Below are 20,761 nucleotides of genomic sequence, written 5' to 3' on the forward strand. Positions count from 1 at the left end.
GCGGGTCCGGCAGGGCCGGTGACCGACGGGTCCGGTGGCACGGCCGGAGCCCGGTACGTACGCGGCGGCGCCGCCCGTCTACTCCACGCAGTCGCCCCACCCCTTGCTCAGGTCGAGCTGTTCGCTGGGCTGGGTGAGCGAGAACCAGTTGCCGGAGTCGTCGCGGAAGATCGCTTCGGTGCCGTACGGGCGCTCCTGCGGCTCCTGGAGGAACTCGACCCCCTTGGCCTTCAGCGCCGCGTAGTCGGCCTTGACGTCGTCCGTCCGGAGCACCCCGGCGCCCATCAGCCCCTTGCTCACCAGCTGCTTCAGGCTCTCCCCGGCCTCCGGGTCCATGCCGGGCGGGCCGGGGACCATCAGCGTCAGCTCCACCTCCGGCTGGTCCTTGGCGCCGACGGTCAGCCAGCGCATGCCGTCCTCGCCGCCCATCCGCATGTCCGTACGGACCTCCATGCCGAGCTTCTGGGTGTAGAACTCCTTCGCCCGGTCCTGGTCGAGGACCCATACGGTGGTGATGGCCAAACCCTTGATCATGACGTGTCTCCCATGGCTCGTGCGCGGCCCTTCCCGCGCGTCCCGGTTTCACCGTAGGCAGCCCGCCGGCTACCCGCCTTCTCCGGAATTGCGGTCTCCCGGCCCGGTCCCGGCCCCCTTTCCGTCCCCCTTCCCGGGCCCTTCCCCCTCCCGGCTCCCGAAGGACTTGAAGCCGCCGGACCACAGCAGGGCATAGCAGCCCGGTATCAGCCCGGCGCCCCGCCCGACGTGCCGTTTCCGGTAGTCGCTCGGGGTCAGGCCGGTCTGCTTCTTGAAGCGCGCGGAGAAGGTGCCCAGGCTGCCGAAGCCGACCAGCCAGCAGATCTCCGTGACGGAGAGATCGGCCGTGCGCAGCAGTTCCTCGGCGCGCTCGATCCGGCGGCGGCTCAGATACTGGCCGGGGGTCAGGCCGTACACCTGCTTGAAGGCGCGGATGAAGTGGAAGCGGGAATACCCGGCGTGCGCCGCGACCGCGTCCAGGTCCAGCGGGGAGGCCCAGTCGCGGTCCATCACGTCCTTCGCCAGCCGCAGTTGCCGGAGCCGGGCGAGGGGGACCGGGACGGTGGCGCCGCTCGCCGCGCGCCCGTCCGCCCGTCCCCCGTCCCGGTGGCGTCCACCGCCCCGTCGCCGTTCACATTCCGATGCTGGCACGCACCACTGACAACGGCCCGGCGGCGGCTTCCCCGCGGACACGGCAGCGGCCCCCGGCGTGTCCGCCGAGGGCCGCTGGCCTGCGCATTCAGTTCCGGATCAGACGGGCTCCGCCATCGCGGCGACGACCGGGGCCGCGTCGCCCTCCGGCTTGTCGGCGGGCTTGGCGGGGCCGCCGCGCAGCGGCACCTCCTTGAGGAACCAGGCCGCGGCGAAACCGATGACGCTGATCAGCGCGCCCCAGACGAAGACCTGGTGGGTGCCGCCGGAGACCGCGTGCATGTACGCGTCCTTGATCGCGGCCGGCAGCTGCTCCAACTTCTTCGGGTCCATCTGGCCCCCGCCCGCGGTCGCCTTCGCGCCCGCGGCGCCGAGCCGCTCCTTCATCACGTCCTGCACCTGGTTGTTGAAGATCGCCCCGAAGATCGCGACGCCGAAGGAGCCGCCGATCGTACGGAAGAGAGTGGCGGACGAGGAGCCGACGCCCATGTCCTTCATCTCGACGCTGTTCTGCGCGATCAGCATCGTGGTCTGCATCAGGAAGCCCATGCCGGCGCCCAGCACCGCCATGTACAGACCCGAGGTGAAGCGGGTGGTGCCGGTGTCCATCAGGGACAGCAGCGCCAGCCCGGCGGTGATCAGCGCGCCGCCGCCCACCACGAAGATCTTGTACTTGCCGGTGTTGGTGGTGACCCGGCCCGCGACCAGCGAGACGGCCATCATCGCGAGCAGCATCGGCAGGAGCAGCAGCCCGGAGTTGGTGGCCGAGGCGCCCTGCACGGTCTGCTGGAACAGCGGCAGGAAGGTCATCGACCCGAACATCACGAAGCCGACCAGGAAGCCGATCACCGTGACGAGGCTGAAGTTGCGGTTGCGGAAGATGTGCAGCGGCAGGACGGGCTCGCGGACCTTGGTCTCCACGAGGACGAAGGCCAGCAGCGCCACGACGCCGACCGCGCCGAGCCCGATGATCTGGCTCGACAGCCAGTCGTACTCGGTGCCGCCCCAGGTGGTGATCAGCACCAGCGAGGTGATGCCGACGGTGAGCAGTGCGGCGCCGACGTAGTCGATGCGCGCCTGCGAGCGCTTCTTCGGCAGGTGCAGCACGGCGGTGATCATGACCAGGGCGATCGCGCCGAGCGGCAGGTTGATGTAGAAGCTCCAGCGCCAGCCGAGGTGGTCGGTGATGGTGCCGCCGACCAGCGGGCCGCCGATCATCGCGACGGCCATGACACCGGCCATCATGCCCTGGTACTTGCCGCGCTCGCGCGGCGGGATCAGATCACCGATGATCGCCATGACGCCGACCATCAGACCGCCCGCGCCCAGGCCCTGTACGGCGCGGAAGCCGATCAGCTGGCCCATGTCCTGGGCCATGCCGGACAGCGCGGAGCCGATCAGGAAGATCACGATGGACGTCAGGAAGACGCCCTTGCGGCCGTACAGGTCGCCCAGCTTGCCCCAGATCGGGGTGGAGGCGGCGGTCGCGAGCGTGTACGCGGTCACCACCCAGGACAGGTGGCTCAGCCCGCCCAGCTCACCCACGATGGTGGGCATGGCGGTACCCACGATCATGTTGTCCAGCATCGCCAGCAGCATGGCGATCATCAGCGCGAACAGCACCACGCGGACGCTGGCCGGCTGCTTCCCCCCGCCGTCCGCCGGTTTGGATATGTCCCCCGCTGGGGTCGCTTCCGTCTGCGACTTCCCCATTTTCGCTTCTCCCACTTACTTGCCGCCCGGCTAGTTCAGTACAGTGAAGAAGGTAAGGAACAACTAGCCGGGCGTCAAGTAAGTTTCCGAGTGACCCCCGTGACCTCGGCCCGGACGATCGACGCAGGAGAACAGCAGCATGGGCACACCGCACCCGCGCAGGGGCAACACCCGCCAGCGCATCCAGGACGTCGCCCTGGAGCTGTTCGCCGAGCAGGGGTACGAGAAGACCTCGCTGCGCGAGATCGCCGAGCGGCTGGACGTCACCAAGGCGGCGCTCTACTACCACTTCAAGACCAAGGAAGACATCGTCATCGGCCTCTTCCAGGACCTGGCCCGGCCGATCGACGACCTGATCGAGTGGGCCGGCACGCAGCCGCGCACCCTGGAGACCAAGCAGGAGATCCTGCGCCGCTACAGCGAGGCGCTGCGCTCCGCCGAGCCGCTGTTCCGCTTCATGCAGGAGAACCAGGCGGCCGTACGGGACCTGAGCATCGGGGAGACCTTCAAGCAGCGGATGATCCGGCTCACCGGGCTGCTCAGGGAGCCGGAGGCACAGCTGACGGACCAGGTGCGCTGCATCACCGCGATCTTCTCGATGCACGCGGGCCTGTTCGCGATGCAGACGCTCGAAGGCGACCCCGAGGACAAGCGCAAGGCCATCCTGGAGGTCGCCACCGAACTGGTCACCGCGGCCCAGCCGGGGAGCCACGGTCAGACCCTGTCGCCGGGCACCGCCCGCTGAGGACACCGCCTACCGGGGCACCACCCGCCGAAGGCACCGCCCGCCGGGCGGATCACACGCCGTCGCCGCGCGCCTTCAGGAAGGCGGTCGGCTCGACACCGGAGCCGTAGTTCGGGCCGGTACGGACCTCGAAGTGGAGGTGCGGGCCGGTCGAGTTGCCGGTGCTGCCGGACTTCGCGATCTCCTGGCCGGTCTCCACGGTCTGGCCGACCTTGACCTCGGCGCTGGTCAGATGCGCGTACTGGGTGTACGTACCGCTGTCGTGCTTGATCACGATCGCGTTGCCGTACGCGGGGCCGTCGCCGCCGCCGTTCGGGCCGGCCTTGACCACGGTGCCCCCGTGGACGGCGTGCACGGCGGTGCCGCTGGGCACCACGAAGTCCTGGCCGCTGTGGTTGTGGGCCCAGTGCTTGCCGGCCAGCCCGAAGGTCATGCCCAGCTTGTAGTCGTCCACCGGCTTGACCCAGGAGCGGGCCTTCTCCTCGGCTTCCTTCTTGGCTTTCTCGGCCGCCTGCTTCTCCGCCGCGGCGGCCTTCTGCTGGGCGTCGGCCTGCGCGCTCACCGAGGAGCGGATGTCGGACGTGAGCCCGTTCAGCGCGATCGCCTGCGTGTCGCCGCCGGCCGCCATCGCCACCCCGGCGCCCATGGCGACGGAGATGCCCAGGCCCGCCGCGAGCACGGAGGTGCGGGTACGGAGAACGGACTTCGTCGTCGGGCGGTGCAGGGGGTGGTGCTTCGTCATGCGGGAACTACCTCCGGAAAAGACGGGGTCCCGGCCGTCGACCGGGATCGCTCATCCTTGGTAACCGGAATCCGACATGTTGCCAATAGGCGCTTCTACTACCTCATCCCGTAGCAAAAGCCGGGGAAATAAATCTCCGCCGATACCCTCCGCCCCAGGTCTCAAACACACCGATCGCCTCCCTCTTCCGGCCGATGCGCGCCTCCGCCTTCCACGCGCTGACCTGCGGCTTTGCATGCCCGTACGCAGTCGCCCGGCACCCCGGCCGCCCTCCGCCCCGCCCGCGTCGGCCACCGCGTCCGGACCGCCCCGCCGTACTGCGGAAAGCGTCCGCTATTCCGCGTAGTAGGCCGCCGGGGGCCTGTGCGGCATGTCACCGCGCCCCGGGTTTTCCCGGCCGCGCGGCGGGTCTTTCGCCGGTCCGTACCGGGACCAAAGACCCCGTACGGAAACTCCCCGCGCGCCCCGCCCGCCCGTACGCCACCACCTGGCCGAGCGGCCTCCCGGGAACCGCCGACTCCCCTAGGCTGGACATCCGGCGGCGCCCGGCGCCGCACAGGTGATGGGGGATCACCGCATGGATCCAATGATCATCATGGCCCGGCTGGCACCGAAGGCCGTGGGCCCGCTCATCAGGAAACTCCTCGTCCGGCCGGGGCCCGGCGCCTTCCTGGTGGGCCGGCCGTTACGGATCGCCCGCCTGGTCTCCTTCCGGGGCGAGCAGCGCACCCTCGGGGAGCGCGAGGTGCGGCGGATCGCCGCCAAACTGGTCGAGCGCGCCGTGACCCCGCTGCCCGGCGCCACCGGCCCGGCCCGCGAGCGGCCGGTGGCCCCCGACGAGGACCGGGCCGTAACGGACGCCCTCTCCCGTACGCTCTGGGCACTCGGCGACCTGGACACCGAGATCGCCCAGGACGTCCGGCTGGAGGCGGGCGAACTCGCCCGGCAGCTGCGCCGGGCCGCCCCGGACGCCGCCCGCGAGCTGACCGGTGACGGCACTGAACTGCACGCCGTCCTCGTGGACACCGCGGCACTGCACATCCTGAACTACTTCACCCAGCTGACCGGCTTCGTCGCCCGCACCGTCGTGGAGAACCGGCGCACCCTCGGCAGGATCGACGACACCGTCGGCGCGCTGGCCGCCCGGCTGCCGTCCCGGTCCGCCGAGGACGCCGCCTTCGAGACGCAGTACGCCCTGGACACCGCCGTCCTCCACAGCCACCTGACGATCTTCGGCCTGGACCTCGTGCACTCCCCCGACAGCTGGCCGCTGGACGCCGCCTACCTGGGCCTGCGCTGCGAGCCGGAACCACCCGCCGCGGACCGCGGCGGCGCGCCCGAACCGGCCGTCCCCGCCGAGCACGCCCTGTCCGGCCTGTGCCGCGTCCTTGTCCGGGGTGTGGCCGGCTCGGGCAAGACCACGCTGCTCCAGTGGCTGGCCGTCGCCACAGCGCGCGGCGAGCTGCCCCCGACGCTCCGCCGCGCGCTCTACGGCCGCGTCCCTTTCCTCCTGCCAGTACGCCGCTTCGCCCACCACGGCCTGCCCTCCCCCGGCGCCTTCTTGGCGGCCGTCTGCTATCCAGGCGCCGAAGCGCAGCCGCCGGGCTGGGCCGATCGCGTACTACGGGCCGGGCGGGCCCTGCTGCTGATAGACGGCGTGGACGAGGCCCCGGAGGACGAGCGCGAGGCGCTGCGCCGCAAGCTCCGCGACTGGACCGCCCTGTATCCGGGCAACGTCTGGATCGTCACCTCCCGGCCCTCCGCCGTCCGCGCCGACTGGCTGACGGCCGACGGCTTCACCGAACTGTCGCTGGCCCCGATGAGCCGCGAGGACATCGCCGCGTTCATCCAGCGCTGGCACCGCGCCGCGGCCCAGCAGGCACCCGACGACCTGGACCGCCTGCCGCACTACGAACGCACGCTCCTCAACGCCGTACGCATCACCCGCGACCTGGGCCGCCTCGCCACCAACCCGCTGATGTGCGGCATGATCTGCGCCCTGCACCGCGACCGCCGCGGCTATCTGCCCAACGGGCGCAAGGAGTTGTACGAGGCCGCCCTGTCGATGCTGCTGGAGCGGCGGGACCGGGAACGGGCCATGGGCACCACCGACGGCATCGACCTGCCGCGCCAGCCCAAGATCCAGCTGCTGCAGAAGCTGGCCCACTGGATGCTGGTCAACGGGCGTTCGGAGATGGACCGCGAGATCGCCGTCGACACGCTCGCGCAGCACCTGCCGGCCATCCCCGACGCCGCGCGCCAGGGCGGCCCCGAGGAGATATACCGCCACCTGCTGAACCGCACCGGACTGCTGCGCGAACCGGCCCCGGGCACCGTCGACTTCGTGCACCGCACCTTCCAGGACTTCCTGGCCGCCCGCGCCACCGTGCAGCGCCACGACTTCGGGCTGCTGCTGAACCACGCCCACCTCTCCGAGTGGGAGGACGTCATCCGGATGGCCGTGGCGCTGGCCCGCCCCGACGAGTGCGCGGCGCTGCTGAACGGCCTGCTCGCCCCGCGCCCCGGCATCCGGGCCGCGGAGGCCCGGCACCGCAAGCTGCTCGCCGCGGCCTGCGTGGGACACGCCACCGAGCTGGACCCGGAGGTGCGCCACCGGGTGCGGCGCTTCACCCGCGACATGGTCCGCCCCAGCACCGTGGCCGGGGCCCGCGCGCTGGGCTGGATCGGCCCGATCGTCCTGGAGATGCTGCCGGATCCGGCCGAGGTCTCGGACGGCGAGGCGTATCTGCTCGCGGTCACGGCCACGTCCATCGCCGACGACATGGCGATCGACTATCTGGCCGGGCTGCGCAAACGGACGTACCCGGAGGTGCGGGCGCAGCTGGCGGGCGCCTGGCGGCGGTACGACACCGCGCGCTACGCCCGGGAGATCATCGCCCACCTGGACCCGGACGAACTGTTCTTCCCCGTGGCGGACACGGAGGAGCTGCACGCCCTGCGGGAGCTCGGCGGCCGGCCGTGCCTCCAGATCGCCGGTGAGTTCACGGTGGCCGAGCTGATCGACGGCATCGTCCCGGCGGACGGCCTGGTGCGGCTCTGGCTGGCATACGGCCTGGGGACCTCGATGGCGTGGCTGGCCGCCTTCCCCCGGCTGGAGGAGCTGCGGCTCAGCGGCAGGCTGCCGCCGGTGACCGGCGTTCCGGACGGGGTCCGCGTGGTCGAGCTGTGATATCGCGGTCCTATAGGGCCGTACGCCTGCAAGAACGGGAGCCGGTCCCGGTCGCCGCCTTGGAGACTTCGGGTCGCGGAATATCTCCTTCCGCATTTGCCCCGGACATCGGCGGAGCAATCCGGAATGGCGATTTGCTTTTGCACCGCGCGCAATAGCCGCAGCCGCTCCCGTGCCGGCCGGAAGGCCCCCATCCGCGGTTTCGGATATCCGTCCGCGCCCGATGCGGAAATACGCTTCCACGCGGGCCGGTACCCGGACACGACAACGCCGCGGCCCGGAACCTGGAGCAGGTTCCGGGCCGCGGCGGGTGCCGTAGCGCTCAGGCGGCGGGCGCCGGAGGCGTCACGCGTCCTTCGAGAGGTCCGGGCCGCCGGCCGCGGACTCGACGGGCGGGGCGTCGGGCAGCGCCGACTTCTCCTCGCCGCGGAAGGTGAACTTGGCGTTCTCCCCCTCGCCCTCGATGTCCACGACCACGATGTGGCCGGGGCGCAGCTCGCTGAAGAGGATCTTCTCCGAGAGAGCGTCCTCGATCTCGCGCTGGATGGTCCGGCGCAGCGGGCGGGCGCCCAGCACCGGGTCGTAGCCGCGCTTGGCGAGCAGCTTCTTGGCCTCACCGCTGAGCTCGATGCCCATGTCGCGGTCCTTCAGGCGCTCGTCCACCTTGGCGATCATGAGGTCGACGATCTGGATGATGTCTTCCTCGGTGAGCTGGTGGAAGACCACCGTGTCGTCCACACGGTTGAGGAACTCGGGCCGGAAGTGCTGCTTGAGCTCTTCGTTGACCTTGTTCTTCATCCGCTCGTAGCTGCTCTTGGTGTCGCCCTGGGCGGCGAAGCCCAGGTTGAAGCCCTTGGAGATGTCCCGGGTCCCGAGGTTGGTCGTCATGATGATGACCGTGTTCTTGAAGTCCACCACCCGGCCCTGGGAGTCGGTCAGACGACCGTCCTCCAGGATCTGCAGCAGGGAGTTGAAGATGTCGGGGTGGGCCTTCTCCACCTCGTCGAACAGCACGACGGAGAACGGCTTGCGGCGCACCTTCTCGGTGAGCTGGCCGCCCTCTTCGTAGCCGACGTAGCCGGGGGGCGAACCGAAGAGCCGGGAGACCGTGTGCTTCTCGCTGAACTCCGACATGTCGAGGGAGATCATCGCGTCCTCGTCGCCGAAGAGGAACTCGGCGAGCGTCTTGGACAGCTCCGTCTTACCGACACCGGACGGACCGGCGAAGATGAACGAGCCACCGGGGCGCTTGGGGTCCTTCAGACCGGCCCGCGTACGGCGGATGGCCTGCGACAGCGCCTTGATGGCGTCCTTCTGGCCGATGACGCGCTTGTGGAGCTCGTCCTCCATCCGCAGCAGCCGCGAGGACTCCTCCTCGGTGAGCTTGAAGACCGGGATGCCGGTGGCCGTGGCCAGGACCTCGGCGATCAGCTCGCCGTCGACCTCGGCGACGACGTCCATGTCGCCGGCCTTCCACTCCTTCTCCCGCTTCGCCTTCGCGGCCAGGAGCTGCTTCTCCTTGTCGCGCAGGCCCGCGGCCATCTCGAAGTCCTGCGAGTCGATCGCGGACTCCTTCTCCCGGCGCACGTCGGCGATCTTCTCGTCGAACTCGCGGAGGTCCGGCGGCGCGGTCATCCGGCGGATGCGCATCCGGGAGCCGGCCTCGTCGATCAGGTCGATCGCCTTGTCCGGCAGGAAGCGGTCGGAGATGTAGCGGTCGGCCAGCTGGGCGGCCTGCACCAGGGCCTCGTCCGTGATCGAGACGCGGTGGTGCGCCTCGTAACGGTCGCGCAGGCCCTTGAGGATCTCGATGGTGTGCGGCAGCGACGGCTCCGCGACCTGGATGGGCTGGAAGCGGCGCTCCAGGGCCGCGTCCTTCTCCAGGTACTTGCGGTACTCGTCGAGCGTCGTCGCACCGATGGTCTGCAGCTCACCGCGGGCCAGCATCGGCTTGAGGATGCTCGCGGCGTCGATCGCGCCCTCGGCGGCACCCGCACCCACCAGGGTGTGGAGCTCGTCGATGAACAGGATGATGTCGCCGCGGGTGCGGATCTCCTTGAGCACCTTCTTCAGGCGCTCCTCGAAGTCACCGCGGTAGCGGGAGCCGGCGACCAGGGCGCCCAGGTCCAGGGTGTAGAGGTGCTTGTCCTTGAGGGTCTCGGGCACCTCGCCCTTGACGATGGCCTGGGCCAGGCCCTCGACGACCGCCGTCTTGCCGACGCCGGGCTCGCCGATGAGGACCGGGTTGTTCTTGGTACGGCGGGACAGCACCTGCATGACCCGCTCGATCTCCTTCTCGCGCCCGATGACCGGGTCGAGCTTGGTCTCGCGGGCGGCCTGCGTCAGGTTGCGGCCGAACTGGTCCAGGACCAGCGAGGTCGAGGGCGTGCCCTCGGCCGGGCCGCCTGCGGTGGCGGCCTCCTTGCCCTGGTAGCCGGAGAGCAGCTGGATGACCTGCTGCCGCACCCGGTTCAGATCGGCGCCCAGCTTCACGAGGACCTGGGCGGCGACGCCCTCGCCCTCGCGGATCAGGCCGAGCAGGATGTGCTCCGTACCGATGTAGTTGTGGCCGAGCTGAAGGGCCTCGCGGAGCGACAGCTCCAGGACCTTCTTCGCACGGGGGGTGAAGGGGATGTGGCCGGACGGGGCCTGCTGCCCCTGGCCGATGATCTCCTCCACCTGCTGGCGGACCGCCTCGAGCGAAATCCCGAGGCTCTCCAGGGCCTTAGCGGCGACACCCTCACCCTCGTGGATCAGGCCCAGGAGGATGTGCTCGGTGCCGATGTAGTTGTGGTTGAGCATCCGGGCTTCTTCCTGAGCCAGGACGACAACCCGCCGCGCACGGTCGGTGAACCTCTCGAACATCGTTAATCGCTCCTCAGAGCGGTCAGGCAGTTAGGGGTCGGTCCCCTCCCTGTCCTTCCGCATGCTAGTCCCGTGGGACGGGACAGCTCATTCCAACTGCCGACATCCGTCCGGATCACCCCCGCGTCGGCGGGGAAATCTGCTGCCGAACAGCCGACATCTGCTCCAACCCGATGGTGCGAGACGATGTTCCCGCAGGCCAGGCATATACGCCCCGGGTCAGTACGCCCGTGGCGAACGCACCCTTGACCGACACGCCCGCCCGGAGTCCGCCGCCGCTCCGGAAAAAGCGCTGCGCACGCCGCTGCACCGTCTCTTCCCACCGGTAATGTCTTACCCGCCGCCACTGACACTCCATGCGGCGCGGGCCTCTTCCCTCCGCTACGGGCGAACACCCGAGCGCCGTTCAATGCGCCGTCACGCCCCCGCCCACCCCCTTCCCTGGCGACAGTACGTACCCGTACGTCAACCCAGCGTAACTTCTCGGGGCTTGGTGAGTTGCTCCGGGTATGCCCGTCGCGATCCCGCGATCCCGCTTCCCCCTCGCCGCCGTACGGCAGTGGTACGAGGACGAGCTGCGCTGGCCGACCACCGGCACGGAGCCGGTGGAGCTGCTGACCGGGGAGCGCTTCGACGCCCTGGACCTGCCCGCCGACGCGGGCCGGGCCGTGCTGGGGCGGGTGGGCCGCACCGGGCCCGTGGCGATCGACCGCAGCGGCACCGCCGGCCCCAGGATGCTCATGCTCGTGGCCGCCGGTGCGGCCGAGGAGCTGGCCGGTCTCCTGGAATGGCTGGAATGGGGCTCGCTGGGGCTGGATCTGACCGCACGCGGCACCGGGGACCGGATGCCCGCGCCGTCACCGCCGCCGGCGCCGCACGCGCGATGGCCGTGCGGAACCGGTCCGCGGGAGGCCGCGGGGTGGGTGCGGCCTCCCGAGCCGGGGTACGAGATCGAGGCTTGCCTGCCCACCACGGGGACCGGGGCAGGGCACGGGGGCCGCGGGATTCCCCTCGCTGATCGCCAGGGGCGCGCCCCCGACCTCGTACGACTCGTGAGCGCGGCGGCCACGGAATGCCACCGGGCCCGATTGCTGCGCGGTCGTCAAGCTCGAAGACAAACAGATCGCGGGTACGGCGATCAGCCGTTCGCCTTCTCGAACGCCTCACGGATCTCCGCGGGCACCCGGCCGCGGTCATTGACGTTGTAGCCGTTCTCCTTGGCCCACGCGCGGATCTTCGCGGTGTCCTGGCTGCCGCCGGAAGACGCCCGTGCCTTGCCGCGGCCACCGGAACGGCCACCGGTCTTGCGGCCTGCCTTCACGAACTCGGCGAGCGAGTCGCGCAGCTTCTGGGCGTTGTCGTCGGACAGGTCGATCTCGTAGGACTTGCCGTCGAGGGCGAACGTCACGGTCTCATGGGCCTCGCCGCCGTTGAGGTCGTCGACAAGAAGAACCTGAACCTTCTGTGCCACCGGTTTCCCTTTCATCGAATGTGGATTACGACGGAAAGCAAACCGCTTTTCCGGGAAAAACACAAACCCCTGGGTAGGGTTCAGTTGGCCGGCAGTCGGGGAACGCTTGCTTCCACAGCTATGAGATAGGGGCGCGATTCGGACATAGAACGCTGATCACAGGTGCAGAAGCATGCGGCTGTTGCCCAGGGTGTTGGGCTTCACTCGTTCGAGACCGAGGAACTCGGCAACGCCCTCGTCATAGGAACGCAGCAGCTCGCTGTAGACATCGCCGTCGACGGGCGTCTCACCGATCTCCACGAAGCCGTGCTTGGCGAAGAAGTCCACTTCGAAGGTGAGGCAGAAAATGCGCCGCACTCCGAGCCAGCCCGCGGTGCGCAGCAGCTTGTCGAGGACTTGGTGGCCGACCCCGGTGCCCTTCAGGCGCGGGTCCACGGCCAATGTGCGCACTTCGGCCAGGTCTTCCCACATGACGTGCAGGGCGCCGCAGGCGACGACCGCGGCGTCCTCGTCCCGCTCGGCCACCCAGAACTCCTGGATGTCCTCGTAAAGCGTCACGGTGGCTTTGTCGAGGAGGATGCCGTCCTGCGAGTAGGCGTCGATGAGGCCGCGTACGGCCGGTACATCGCTGGTCCTGGCGCGGCGGACGGTGACTCCATTAGATAGCGGCGGCATGCGGCGACGCTATCGCCCCGAGTCGCCGGAACCCGCCGCGGGTACTTCCCCCGCATCTGCTTCCCCCGCATCCGCAGGTGCGGGGGCGGCTTCGGGTTCCGCCCGCTCTGCTTGTGGCGCGGGCGGTGCGGGTTCCGCCGGTTCGTCGCCCTGCACCATCCGTACGGCATCCCGTAGGGCATGGCGCTGTTCCGGCGACATCATGCCGAAGAAGGCCACCAGAGCCGCCGCGGGGTTGTCACTCGCGGACCACGCTTCGTTCATCAGTGCGGCCGCGTAGGCGGCACGAGTGGAGACCGCCTCATATCGATAGGCGCGCCCTTCGGCTTCCCGGCGCACCCAGCCCTTCTGATGGAGGTTGTCCAATACGGTCATCACCGTCGTGTAGGCGATCGACCGTTCCTTCTGCAGGTCTTCCAGGACTTCCCGAACGGTGACCGGGCGGTTCCACTCCCACACCCGCGTCATGACCGCGTCTTCCAGATCACCCAAGCGTCGTGGCACACCAGCACAATAGTGGGAGATGTCGCGAATGCCGGTTCTTACCCGATTGATTTGCGCCGGAAAAAGGCCGTACGGCCCGGGACACGCGGTCTCGGGCCGTACGGGACGGATGCGGTGCGCACGACCGGTCCGGCCGCCGGACGGAGAAACGCATTCCGTCGGCGGCCCGGGACGGGCGGCAGCGGCCGGAGCGGTCCGGCCGGCGGCGGTCAGGCGCCGTGGGCCTTGGGCTCCTGGCGGGCGCCCTCGGCGCGGGCCAGCGCGGCGTCGACCGCCGCGTCCTCCTTGGACTTGTTCTCGCCGCCCTGGCTCTTCACGATCGTCACGATGAGCGCGACGAACGCCACGGCCATCACCACGGGCGGTACCAGCGCTGCGACGTAATCCATGACCAGGGGCCTCCTTCGGGAGTGAGGCTTCCAGAGTACGCAGCGCTCAGGCGGTCCGGGCCGCGGGGGGCGGCGCGGGCTTGCGGCGTGGCGGGAACACCTCGCCCGGCGTGGGGACGGGACGGCCCGGACGCGGCGCCTTCGGCTGCGGGCGCACCGGTGCGGGACGGGGCGCGGGCTCGGGGTCCTTGGCGCCCCTCCCGCCCGGGAGCGCGCGCAGCCGGGCCCGTACGAACTGCTCGGCCAGGCTCTCGCAGCGGCGCAGCAGGGCGGTGCGGCGCTCGCTTTCGGCCGGCCCCCGGGCGCCCGCGACCAGCGAGCGCAGGGCGGCGAGATCGGCGGGGGCGGGGTCGTAGCCGACCGCCAGGGCCTCCTGGAGATGCGCCAGGTAGCCGCTGGCGGAGCCGGGCAGGGCTTCGCGGTAGCGGACGAGGTCGGCCAGGAGGAAGGCGCGCAGCCGCCCGCCCTCGCGCACCGCTTCGTCCACGGCCTCGGCCAGCCGCAGATATTCCTGGACCTCCTGAGCGCCGTCGGCGTCATAGCCCGCCGGGGCGTCCGGGGCACCGGTCGTGTGGCGCGTCGGCCCGAGAGCGACGGCGAGCGCGCGCCGCAGCACGCGCAACTCGTCGGCGCTGAAGGCCATACCGCCGCGGGATCCGTATGGCGTAGGCATGACCCGACCTTACGTCCCCGGCGGACAAAATCCGCTTAACGGGATTAGAACGGTGCAAGTGTCGCGGAGCTTGGCTTGACGGGCAAAAGCCTCTTCTCCCTAAACAAGGGACCAAGTGGGCAATTTGCCCGGCCAGTCGGGGCGGTTCGGGGCGGGCCTGAATGGGGCGGGCCTGTACGGGGCGGGTGGTCCCGCGACGACCGGGCCCGCCCGCCCCGTACGGATCAGCTCCGGGGAACGTTGCGCTCGTACACCAGGCGCAGCCCGATCAGTGTCAGCCACGGCTCGTGCTCGTCGATGACCGAGGACTCGCCGAGGACCATGGGGGCCAGTCCGCCGGTGGCGATCACCGTCACGTCGTCCGGGTCGTCGGCCAGCTCCCGCGCCATGCGCTGGACCACGCCGTCCACCTGTCCGGCGAAGCCGTACAGGATGCCGGACTGCATGGCCTCGACGGTGTTCTTGCCGATGACGCTGCGCGGCCGGGCCAGTTCGATCTTGCGGAGCTGGGCGCCCTTGACGCCGAGGGCGTCCACCGAGATCTCGATGCCGGGGGCGATCACGCCGCCGACGTACTCGCCGCGCGCGCTGACCGCGTCGAACGTGGTGGCCGTACCGAAGTCGACCACCACCGCCGGGCCGCCGTACAGCTCCACCGCCGCCAGCGCGTTGATGATCCGGTCGGCGCCGACCTCCTTGGGGTTGTCCATGAGGATCGGCACACCCGTCTTGACGCCGGGCTCGACCAGGACGGCCGGCACGTCGCCGTAGTAGCGCCGGGTGACCTCGCGCAGCTCGTGGAGGACGGAGGGGACGGTGGAGCAGATGGCGATGCCTTCGATGCCGTCGCCCAGCTCCTCGCCGAGCAGCGGGTGCATGCCCATCAGGCCCTGGAGGAGCACGGCGAGTTCGTCGGCGGTGCGGCGGGCGTCGGTGGAGATGCGCCAGTGCTCGACGATCTCCTCGCCGTCGAACAGGCCGAGGACGGTGTGGGTGTTGCCCACGTCGATGGTCAGCAGCATCTGCGTCAGCGCTCCTCGCGCAGGTCGAGGCCGATGTCGAGGACCGGGGAGGAGTGCGTGAGCGCGCCCACGGCCAGGTAGTCCACGCCGGTCTCGGCGTAGGCGCGGGCGTTGTCCAGGGTGAGCCCGCCGGAGGACTCCAGGACCGCCCGCCCGGCCACCAGCGCCACGGCCTCCCGCGTCTGCCCGGGCGTGAAGTTGTCCAGCAGGATCAGGTCGGCGCCCTCGGCGAGGATCGGCGGGATCTGGTCCAGCCGGTCCACCTCCACCTCGATCGGCACTCCGGGGAAGCCGCTGCGTACGGCCTTGAACGCCTCGGCCACGCCGCCCGCCGCGACCACGTGGTTGTCCTTGATCAGGGCTGCGTCGGAGAGCGACATGCGGTGGTTGACGCCGCCGCCGCAGCGCACCGCGTACTTCTCCAGGGCACGCAGTCCGGGCGTCGTCTTACGGGTGTCGCGGACCCTGGCGCCGGTGCCCTCCAGGGCGTCGGCCCACGCACGGGTGGCGGTGGCGATGCCGGACAGGCGGCCCAGCAGGTTCAGGGCGGTGCGCTCGGCGGTGAGCAGGTCGCGGGTGCGGGCGGTGACGCTGAGCAGCTGCTGGCCGGCCGCTACGCGGTCGCCGTCCTCGACGTGCCGTTCCACCTCGAACTCGGTGGTGCACACCAGGGACAGCACGGCCTCGGCGATCCGCAGGCCCGCCACGGTGCCCGCCTGGCGGGCGGCGAAGTCGGCGGTGGCCACGGCCTCTTCGGGCACGGTCGCGACGGTGGTCACGTCCACGCCCTGGTCGAGGTCCTCCGCGAGGGCCACGTGGGCGATGTCCTCGACCTGTACGGGGTCCAGGCCGGCCTCGACCAGGAGGGCGGCGAGGGCGGGGTCGAGGCCGCAGGCCGTCGGGTCGAGTTCGTACGCGCCGTCGCCGTCGCCGCAGCCGCAGGAGTCGCCGCAGCCGCCGCCGGAAGCCGGGGCCTCCTGGTGCGCGGCCTGGTCCTGACGGCCGATCTGGTGCAGGGGGAGGTCGTCGGGAGTGCTCACTGGGTCGGCTCCGTTTCGGGCGCGGGTGCGGCGGTCGTCGCGGGGAACGCGGCGGTGTCGGTCGTACGGGTGTGCAGGGTGTGCGGCGGGCGGTGGGTGACGAGGAAGTGCCGCTGCCAGTGGGAATCGTCCCGGTCGGCGTGGTCCTCGCGCCAGTGGCAGCCGCGGGTCTCCTCCCGGCGCATCGCCCCGGCGACCAGCACCCGGGCGACCAGCAGAAGGTTGGTGACCTCCCACGCCTCGACACCGGGCTCGGCCGGCTTGGGGCGGTCGGTGGGGGCGCCTTCCGGGGCGGCGGCCTGGCCCGGGGCGGTGGCCTGGGCCGCTGTGGTGGCCGCTTCGGCCGCGTCGCGCTGGAGGCGGGCGAGGGCGGTGGCGGCCTCGGTGAGGCTGGCGGCGGAGCGCAGCACTCCGGCGCCCGCGGTCATGATCCGCTGGATCGTGGTGCGTGCCTCGGGGGCGAGCAGCGGTACGGGGGCGGCGGCGGGCTCGACGGCCGGTCCCGGGCGGCGGACGGGGGCGGACGTGATGTCGTCCGCGATGCGCTCCGCGAAGACCAGCCCCTCCAGGAGGGAGTTGGAGGCGAGCCGGTTCGCGCCGTGCACGCCGGTGCACGCGACCTCGCCGCACGCGTAGAGGCCCGGCACGGTCGTCCGGCCGTACAGGTCGGTCCGTACGCCGCCGGAGGCGTAGTGCGCGGCGGGCGCGACCGGGATCGGCTCGGTGACCGGGTCGATGCCGTGGGCGCGGCAGGCGGCGAGGATGGTCGGGAAGCGCTCCTCCCACATGCGCGCGCCGAAGTGCCGGGCGTCCAGGTACATGTGCTCGGCGCCCTGTTCCTGGGCGCGGCTCATGATCGCCTTGGCGACGATGTCGCGCGGGGCCAGCTCGGCGAGTTCGTGCCGGCCGGTCATGAAGCGGATGCCGTCGGCGTCCACCAGGTGGGCGCCCTCACCGCGTACCGCTTCCGAGATGAGCGGCTGCTGCCCCTCCGCGTCCGGGCCGAGGTAGAGGACCGTCGGGTGGAACTGGACGAATTCGAGGTCGGAGACCTCGGCGCCGGCGCGCAGCGCGAGGGCGACGCCGTCGCCCGTGGAGACGGCCGGGTTGGTGGTCGCGGAGAAGACCTGGCCCATGCCGCCGGTCGCGAGGACGACCGCGGGGGCGTGCACGGCGCCCACGCCGTCGTGCTGGCCCTCGCCCATCACGTGCAGGGTGACGCCGGCGGTACGCCCCTCGGCGTCGGTGAGCAGGTCGAGGACGAGCGCGTTCTCGATGGTGCGCAGGCCCTGGGCGCGTACGGCGTCGACCAGGGCGCGGGAGATCTCGGCGCCGGTCGCGTCGCCGCCCGCGTGCGCGATGCGGCGGCGGTGGTGCCCGCCTTCGCGGGTGAGGGCTATCTCGTCGCCGCCGGGCGTGGTGTCGAAGCGCGCGCCGGTGGCGATGAGGCGGCGGACGGCGTCCGGGCCTTCGGTGACCAGGGTGCGTACGGCGTTCTCGTCGCACAGCCCGGCGCCCGCCACGAGGGTGTCGCTCAGGTGCTGCTCGGGGGTGTCGCCCTCGCCGAGCGCGGCCGCGATGCCGCCCTGGGCCCAGCGCGTGGAGCCGTCGTCCAGGCGGGCCTTGGTCACCACGACGGTGCGGCGGCCCGCGGCGGCGCAGCGCAGGGCGGCGGTCAGGCCCGCGACTCCCGAGCCGACCACGACGACGTCGGCCTCGATGGACCAGCCGGGGGCGGGGGCCTGGAGGCGGAGGGTGTCGCGTCGGGTGGGCGTGTCAGGGCCGGTGGGGCCGGTGCCGGTCATCGGGGCGCTCCGAACGTGAGGCGGATGTTGTCGATGAGGCGGGTGGTGCCGACCTTGGCGGCGACCGCGAGGACCGCCTCGCCCTCGTAGGTGTCCGGGACCTCGGTGAAGTCGGCCGGGTCGACGAGCGCCACGTAGTCGAGCGCGAGCGGCGGGTCGAGGCGGGCGGCGTCCTCCAGGACGGCGTGGGCCGCCGCGCGGGCCACCGCGGGGGCGCGCAGCGGGGTGGCGACGGCGTGCGCGAGGGCGTGCGCGTCGGCTGCCGCGCGGTCCTCACCGAGGGCGGCGAGCGCCGTGGAACGGTCGTGCGCGCGGTGCGCCGTCCGCGCCGTACAGGAGGCGCGGTCGCGCAGCGCTTCTTCGGCGGCGAGCCGGTCGCGGGCCGCGAACAGGGCCCGGGACAGGGCCAGGGCGGTACGGCGCTCGGCGGCGGAGAGGTAGCGGTTGCGGCTGGAGAGCGCCAGCCCGTCGTCCTCGCGGACGGTGGGGACGCCGACGATCCGTACGCCGAAATTCAGGTCGCTCACCATGCGCTCTATGACGGCCAGTTGCTGCGCGTCCTTCTGGCCGAACAGGGCCACGTCGGGGCGCGTGAGGTGCAGCAGCTTGCCCACGACGGTCAGGACGCCGTCGAAGTGACCGGGCCGGCTGGCGCCCTCCAGAAGGTCGCCCATGGGGCCGGCGGATATCCGTATCCGCGGCGCCCCGCCCGGGTAGACCTCGTCGACGCCCGGCGCGAACACCACGTCCGCACCGGCCGCGCCGGCCAGCGCGACGTCCGCCTCCAGGGTGCGCGGATAGCGGTCGAGGTCCTCGCCGGCGCCGAACTGGAGCGGGTTGACGAAGACGGTGACGACGACGAGCCCGTCCGGCCCGACCTGCTCGCGAGCGGCGCGTACCAGCGTCGCGTGCCCCTCGTGCAGAGCGCCCATGGTCATGACGACGGCCCGCTGCCCGGGGCGGTCCGGCAGGGCCCGCAGTTCGGCCGCGGTGTGCACGAGGCGGGGGCGCGGGGCGGTCATCGGTCGCCTTCTTCGGGGTGGTCGGAAGAGCCGGAGGAGGGGTCGTCGGGGTGATCGGGCCCCTGGCCCTCCTGGTGGCCGCTCGCGGGGCCGGTCCCGGGGTTTGCGGGGCCGGTGCGGGGGCTGGCGAGGCCGGTGCCGATGTTTGCCAGGACGCCCAGCAGGTCCTCGGCCAGTTCCGGCTTCAGCAGGCCGTGCGCGAGGGCGCGGTCGGCCGTCGTACGGGCCATGGCGAGGTAGCCCTCGACGCTCTGCGGGGCGTGTTTACGCAGCTCGGAGACGTGGGCGGCGACCGTACCGGCGTCGCCGCGGGCGACCGGGCCGGTCAGTGCGGCGTCCCCCGAGCGCAGCGCGTTGTCGAGGGCCGCGCCCAGCAGCGGGCCGAGCATGCGGTCGGGTGCGCCGACCCCGGCGCGCCGGAGCAGTTCCATGGCCTGCGCCACCAGGGTGACCAGGTGGTTCGCGCCGATCGCGAGGGCCGCGTGGTAGAGCGGGCGGGCCTCCTCCTCGATCCACTCGGGCTCCCCGCCCATCTCGATGACCAGCGCCTCGGCGGCCATCCGCAGCGGTTCGGGCGCGGTGACCCCGAAGGAACAGCCGGCCAGCCGCTGTACGTCGACGCGCGTGCCGGTGAAGGTCATCGCCGGGTGGAGGGCCAGCGGCAGCGCGCCGGCGCGGGTGGCCGGGTCCAGGACGGCCGTACCGAACCGGCCCGAGGTGTGCACGAGCAGCTGCCCCGGCCGTACGGCGCCGGTCTCGGCCAGGCCCGCGACGAGCCCGGGGAGGGCGTCGTCGGGCACGGTGAGCAGCACCAGCTCGGCGCGCTCCAGCACCTCGGACGGCGAGACGACCGGGACGTCGGGCAGCAGCGCCGCGGCGCGCCGTACGGAGGCGTCGGAGACGCCGGACACGGCGACCGGCCGGTGTCCGGCGAGCTGCAGCGACGCGGCGAGGGCAGGGCCGACACGGCCGGCGCCGACGACTCCGACAGTCAGCCGGGCGGGGCGGTCCTGGGCCTCGGTGGGTGGGATTGTGTTCACGCGGCGATGGCCTTCCGTTCCAGTCCGCGGGGGGTACCGGACGATTCGCTGGCCATGCTACGCGAGTGCTTCCGGCGGCCTTCAGAGTCGTACGCAGGGTGAGATGGCCGTCTCGTACCGCGTCACCGAACGTTTTCCACAGGCCCGCCGGGCGGCCCCGGACGAGTTATCCACAGGGGTGGCAGGGGCGGGTCGGGACCCGTCATGGTTGGGGTGGAAGCGGGGCGGGAGCCGGAATCGAGGGGAGGGATCGGGTGAGGTGATGCGGGACGTACGAGCCTTCAGGTGAGGGCCTGGCGTACGGCACGCCGGAAGCGGGCCAGCGGTCGGTCCGCCGACGGGGTGACAACGGCCCGGAAGCGGAGCCACTGGCGGATCTCACGCAGGGCCTGGAGGTCACCGGTGCCGGGCGGCGGGGGCGGGAGCTCGCCGCGCTGGGCGGCACGGTAGGCGTCGAGCATGTGCTGCTGGGATGCGTTCATGGGCACCACAGTGGGGCTGCCCGACGGCTGACGGCTCGTCGTTTGACGGGAGCCGTCAAACGAGGGCGGTGCAGGTCAGGGGGGTGCGCATTATTGGTCGCGAGAGAGCGGCTGCGAGGCAGCGGCTGCGAGACGCAGCCGCTGGACAGCAGCCGCGAGACAGCAGCATGAAGGCACGACGAGGGGGGTGGGTGGGGG

General features: G+C 71.6%; 19 protein-coding genes. 3 read left to right on the top strand and 16 right to left on the bottom strand.

Annotation, left to right across the window (positions count from 1 at the left end):
• Positions 1-78: 78 nt before the first annotated feature.
• The 3 genes from ADK86_RS27960 to ADK86_RS27970 all read right to left on the bottom strand — a co-directional run bounded on the left by ADK86_RS27960 (position 79) and on the right by ADK86_RS27970 (position 2,898).
• Positions 79-534, bottom strand: a complete 456-nt coding sequence (locus ADK86_RS27960; RefSeq protein ID WP_030600536.1) for a VOC family protein — start codon at positions 532-534, stop codon at positions 79-81.
• Between the two features lie 69 nt (positions 535-603).
• Positions 604-1,044 carry a helix-turn-helix domain-containing protein gene (locus tag ADK86_RS27965; RefSeq protein ID WP_053699117.1) on the bottom strand — a complete coding sequence of 147 codons (441 nt, stop codon included), beginning with the start codon at positions 1,042-1,044 and terminating at the stop codon, positions 604-606.
• Positions 1,045-1,284: 240 nt separating this feature from the next.
• A complete protein-coding gene (locus ADK86_RS27970) occupies positions 1,285-2,898 on the bottom strand; it encodes an MDR family MFS transporter (protein ID WP_053699118.1) in 1,614 nt (537 codons plus the stop codon).
• A 139-nt stretch (positions 2,899-3,037) separates the two neighbouring features.
• Here ADK86_RS27970 and ADK86_RS27975 point away from each other — a divergent pair, with 139 nt between their 5' ends.
• Positions 3,038-3,643: a TetR/AcrR family transcriptional regulator gene (locus ADK86_RS27975; RefSeq protein ID WP_053699119.1), complete on the top strand. Its 606-nt coding sequence runs from the start codon at positions 3,038-3,040 to the stop codon at positions 3,641-3,643.
• Positions 3,644-3,695: 52 nt separating this feature from the next.
• On the opposite strand, the gene ADK86_RS27980 is transcribed toward ADK86_RS27975, so the two are convergent.
• Positions 3,696-4,385 carry a M23 family metallopeptidase gene (locus ADK86_RS27980; RefSeq protein WP_053699120.1) on the bottom strand — a complete coding sequence of 230 codons (690 nt, stop codon included), beginning with the start codon at positions 4,383-4,385 and terminating at the stop codon, positions 3,696-3,698.
• 577 nt (positions 4,386-4,962) lie between these two features.
• Here ADK86_RS27980 and ADK86_RS27985 point away from each other — a divergent pair.
• A complete protein-coding gene (locus tag ADK86_RS27985; protein ID WP_053699121.1) occupies positions 4,963-7,575 on the top strand; it encodes an NACHT domain-containing protein in 2,613 nt (870 codons plus the stop codon).
• Positions 7,576-7,920: 345 nt separating this feature from the next.
• On the opposite strand, the gene ADK86_RS27990 is transcribed toward ADK86_RS27985, so the two are convergent.
• The gene (locus ADK86_RS27990; protein ID WP_003982979.1) at positions 7,921-10,440 is read right to left on the bottom strand and encodes an ATP-dependent Clp protease ATP-binding subunit; all 2,520 of its coding nucleotides are present in this window, start codon (positions 10,438-10,440) and stop codon (positions 7,921-7,923) included.
• Positions 10,441-10,949: 509 nt separating this feature from the next.
• Between ADK86_RS27990 and ADK86_RS27995 the strand changes: the two genes are divergently transcribed.
• On the top strand, positions 10,950-11,648 hold the full coding sequence (locus ADK86_RS27995; RefSeq protein WP_043978339.1) for an SCO3374 family protein: 699 nt from the start codon (positions 10,950-10,952) through the stop codon (positions 11,646-11,648).
• Here ADK86_RS27995 and ADK86_RS28000 read toward each other — a convergent pair.
• The 11 genes from ADK86_RS28000 to ADK86_RS28050 form a co-directional block, all read right to left on the bottom strand.
• On the bottom strand, positions 11,579-11,911 hold the full coding sequence (locus ADK86_RS28000) for a histone-like nucleoid-structuring protein Lsr2 (protein WP_003982978.1): 333 nt from the start codon (positions 11,909-11,911) through the stop codon (positions 11,579-11,581). The genes ADK86_RS27995 and ADK86_RS28000 overlap by 70 nt on opposite strands.
• Positions 11,912-12,067: 156 nt before the next feature.
• Entirely contained in the window at positions 12,068-12,586 is a 519-nt protein-coding gene (locus tag ADK86_RS28005) for an amino-acid N-acetyltransferase (RefSeq protein WP_030600525.1), read from the bottom strand.
• A gap of 9 nt (positions 12,587-12,595) precedes the next feature.
• Entirely contained in the window at positions 12,596-13,054 is a 459-nt protein-coding gene (locus ADK86_RS28010) for a BlaI/MecI/CopY family transcriptional regulator (RefSeq protein WP_053699122.1), read from the bottom strand.
• Positions 13,055-13,299: 245 nt separating this feature from the next.
• On the bottom strand, positions 13,300-13,479 hold the full coding sequence (locus ADK86_RS28015; RefSeq protein ID WP_003982975.1) for a hypothetical protein: 180 nt from the start codon (positions 13,477-13,479) through the stop codon (positions 13,300-13,302).
• A gap of 46 nt (positions 13,480-13,525) precedes the next feature.
• Positions 13,526-14,122: a hypothetical protein gene (locus tag ADK86_RS28020; protein ID WP_053699123.1), complete on the bottom strand. Its 597-nt coding sequence runs from the start codon at positions 14,120-14,122 to the stop codon at positions 13,526-13,528.
• 254 nt (positions 14,123-14,376) lie between these two features.
• On the bottom strand, positions 14,377-15,174 hold the full coding sequence (locus tag ADK86_RS28025) for a type III pantothenate kinase (protein WP_003982973.1): 798 nt from the start codon (positions 15,172-15,174) through the stop codon (positions 14,377-14,379).
• A 5-nt stretch (positions 15,175-15,179) separates the two neighbouring features.
• On the bottom strand, positions 15,180-16,214 hold the full coding sequence (gene nadC, locus ADK86_RS28030; RefSeq protein ID WP_053699124.1) for a carboxylating nicotinate-nucleotide diphosphorylase: 1,035 nt from the start codon (positions 16,212-16,214) through the stop codon (positions 15,180-15,182).
• Positions 16,211-18,019, bottom strand: a complete 1,809-nt coding sequence (locus tag ADK86_RS28035; protein WP_053699125.1) for an L-aspartate oxidase — start codon at positions 18,017-18,019, stop codon at positions 16,211-16,213. The genes nadC and ADK86_RS28035 overlap by 4 nt, the downstream gene beginning before the upstream one ends.
• On the bottom strand, positions 18,016-19,041 hold the full coding sequence (gene panC, locus ADK86_RS28040) for a pantoate--beta-alanine ligase (protein WP_053699126.1): 1,026 nt from the start codon (positions 19,039-19,041) through the stop codon (positions 18,016-18,018). Before panC ends, ADK86_RS28035 begins: the two co-directional genes overlap by 4 nt.
• Positions 19,038-20,081 (bottom strand): Rossmann-like and DUF2520 domain-containing protein, encoded by a 1,044-nt coding sequence (locus tag ADK86_RS28045; RefSeq protein ID WP_053699127.1) that lies wholly within the window; start codon positions 20,079-20,081, stop codon positions 19,038-19,040. The genes panC and ADK86_RS28045 overlap by 4 nt, the downstream gene beginning before the upstream one ends.
• 281 nt (positions 20,082-20,362) lie before the next feature.
• Positions 20,363-20,563 (bottom strand): hypothetical protein, encoded by a 201-nt coding sequence (locus ADK86_RS28050; RefSeq protein ID WP_004571893.1) that lies wholly within the window; start codon positions 20,561-20,563, stop codon positions 20,363-20,365.
• Positions 20,564-20,761 lie beyond the last annotated feature (198 nt).

Origin of the sequence: Streptomyces sp. NRRL F-5755 (genome assembly GCF_001279365.1) — a bacterium.
GTDB lineage: Bacteria > Actinomycetota > Actinomycetes > Streptomycetales > Streptomycetaceae > Streptomyces > Streptomyces rimosus.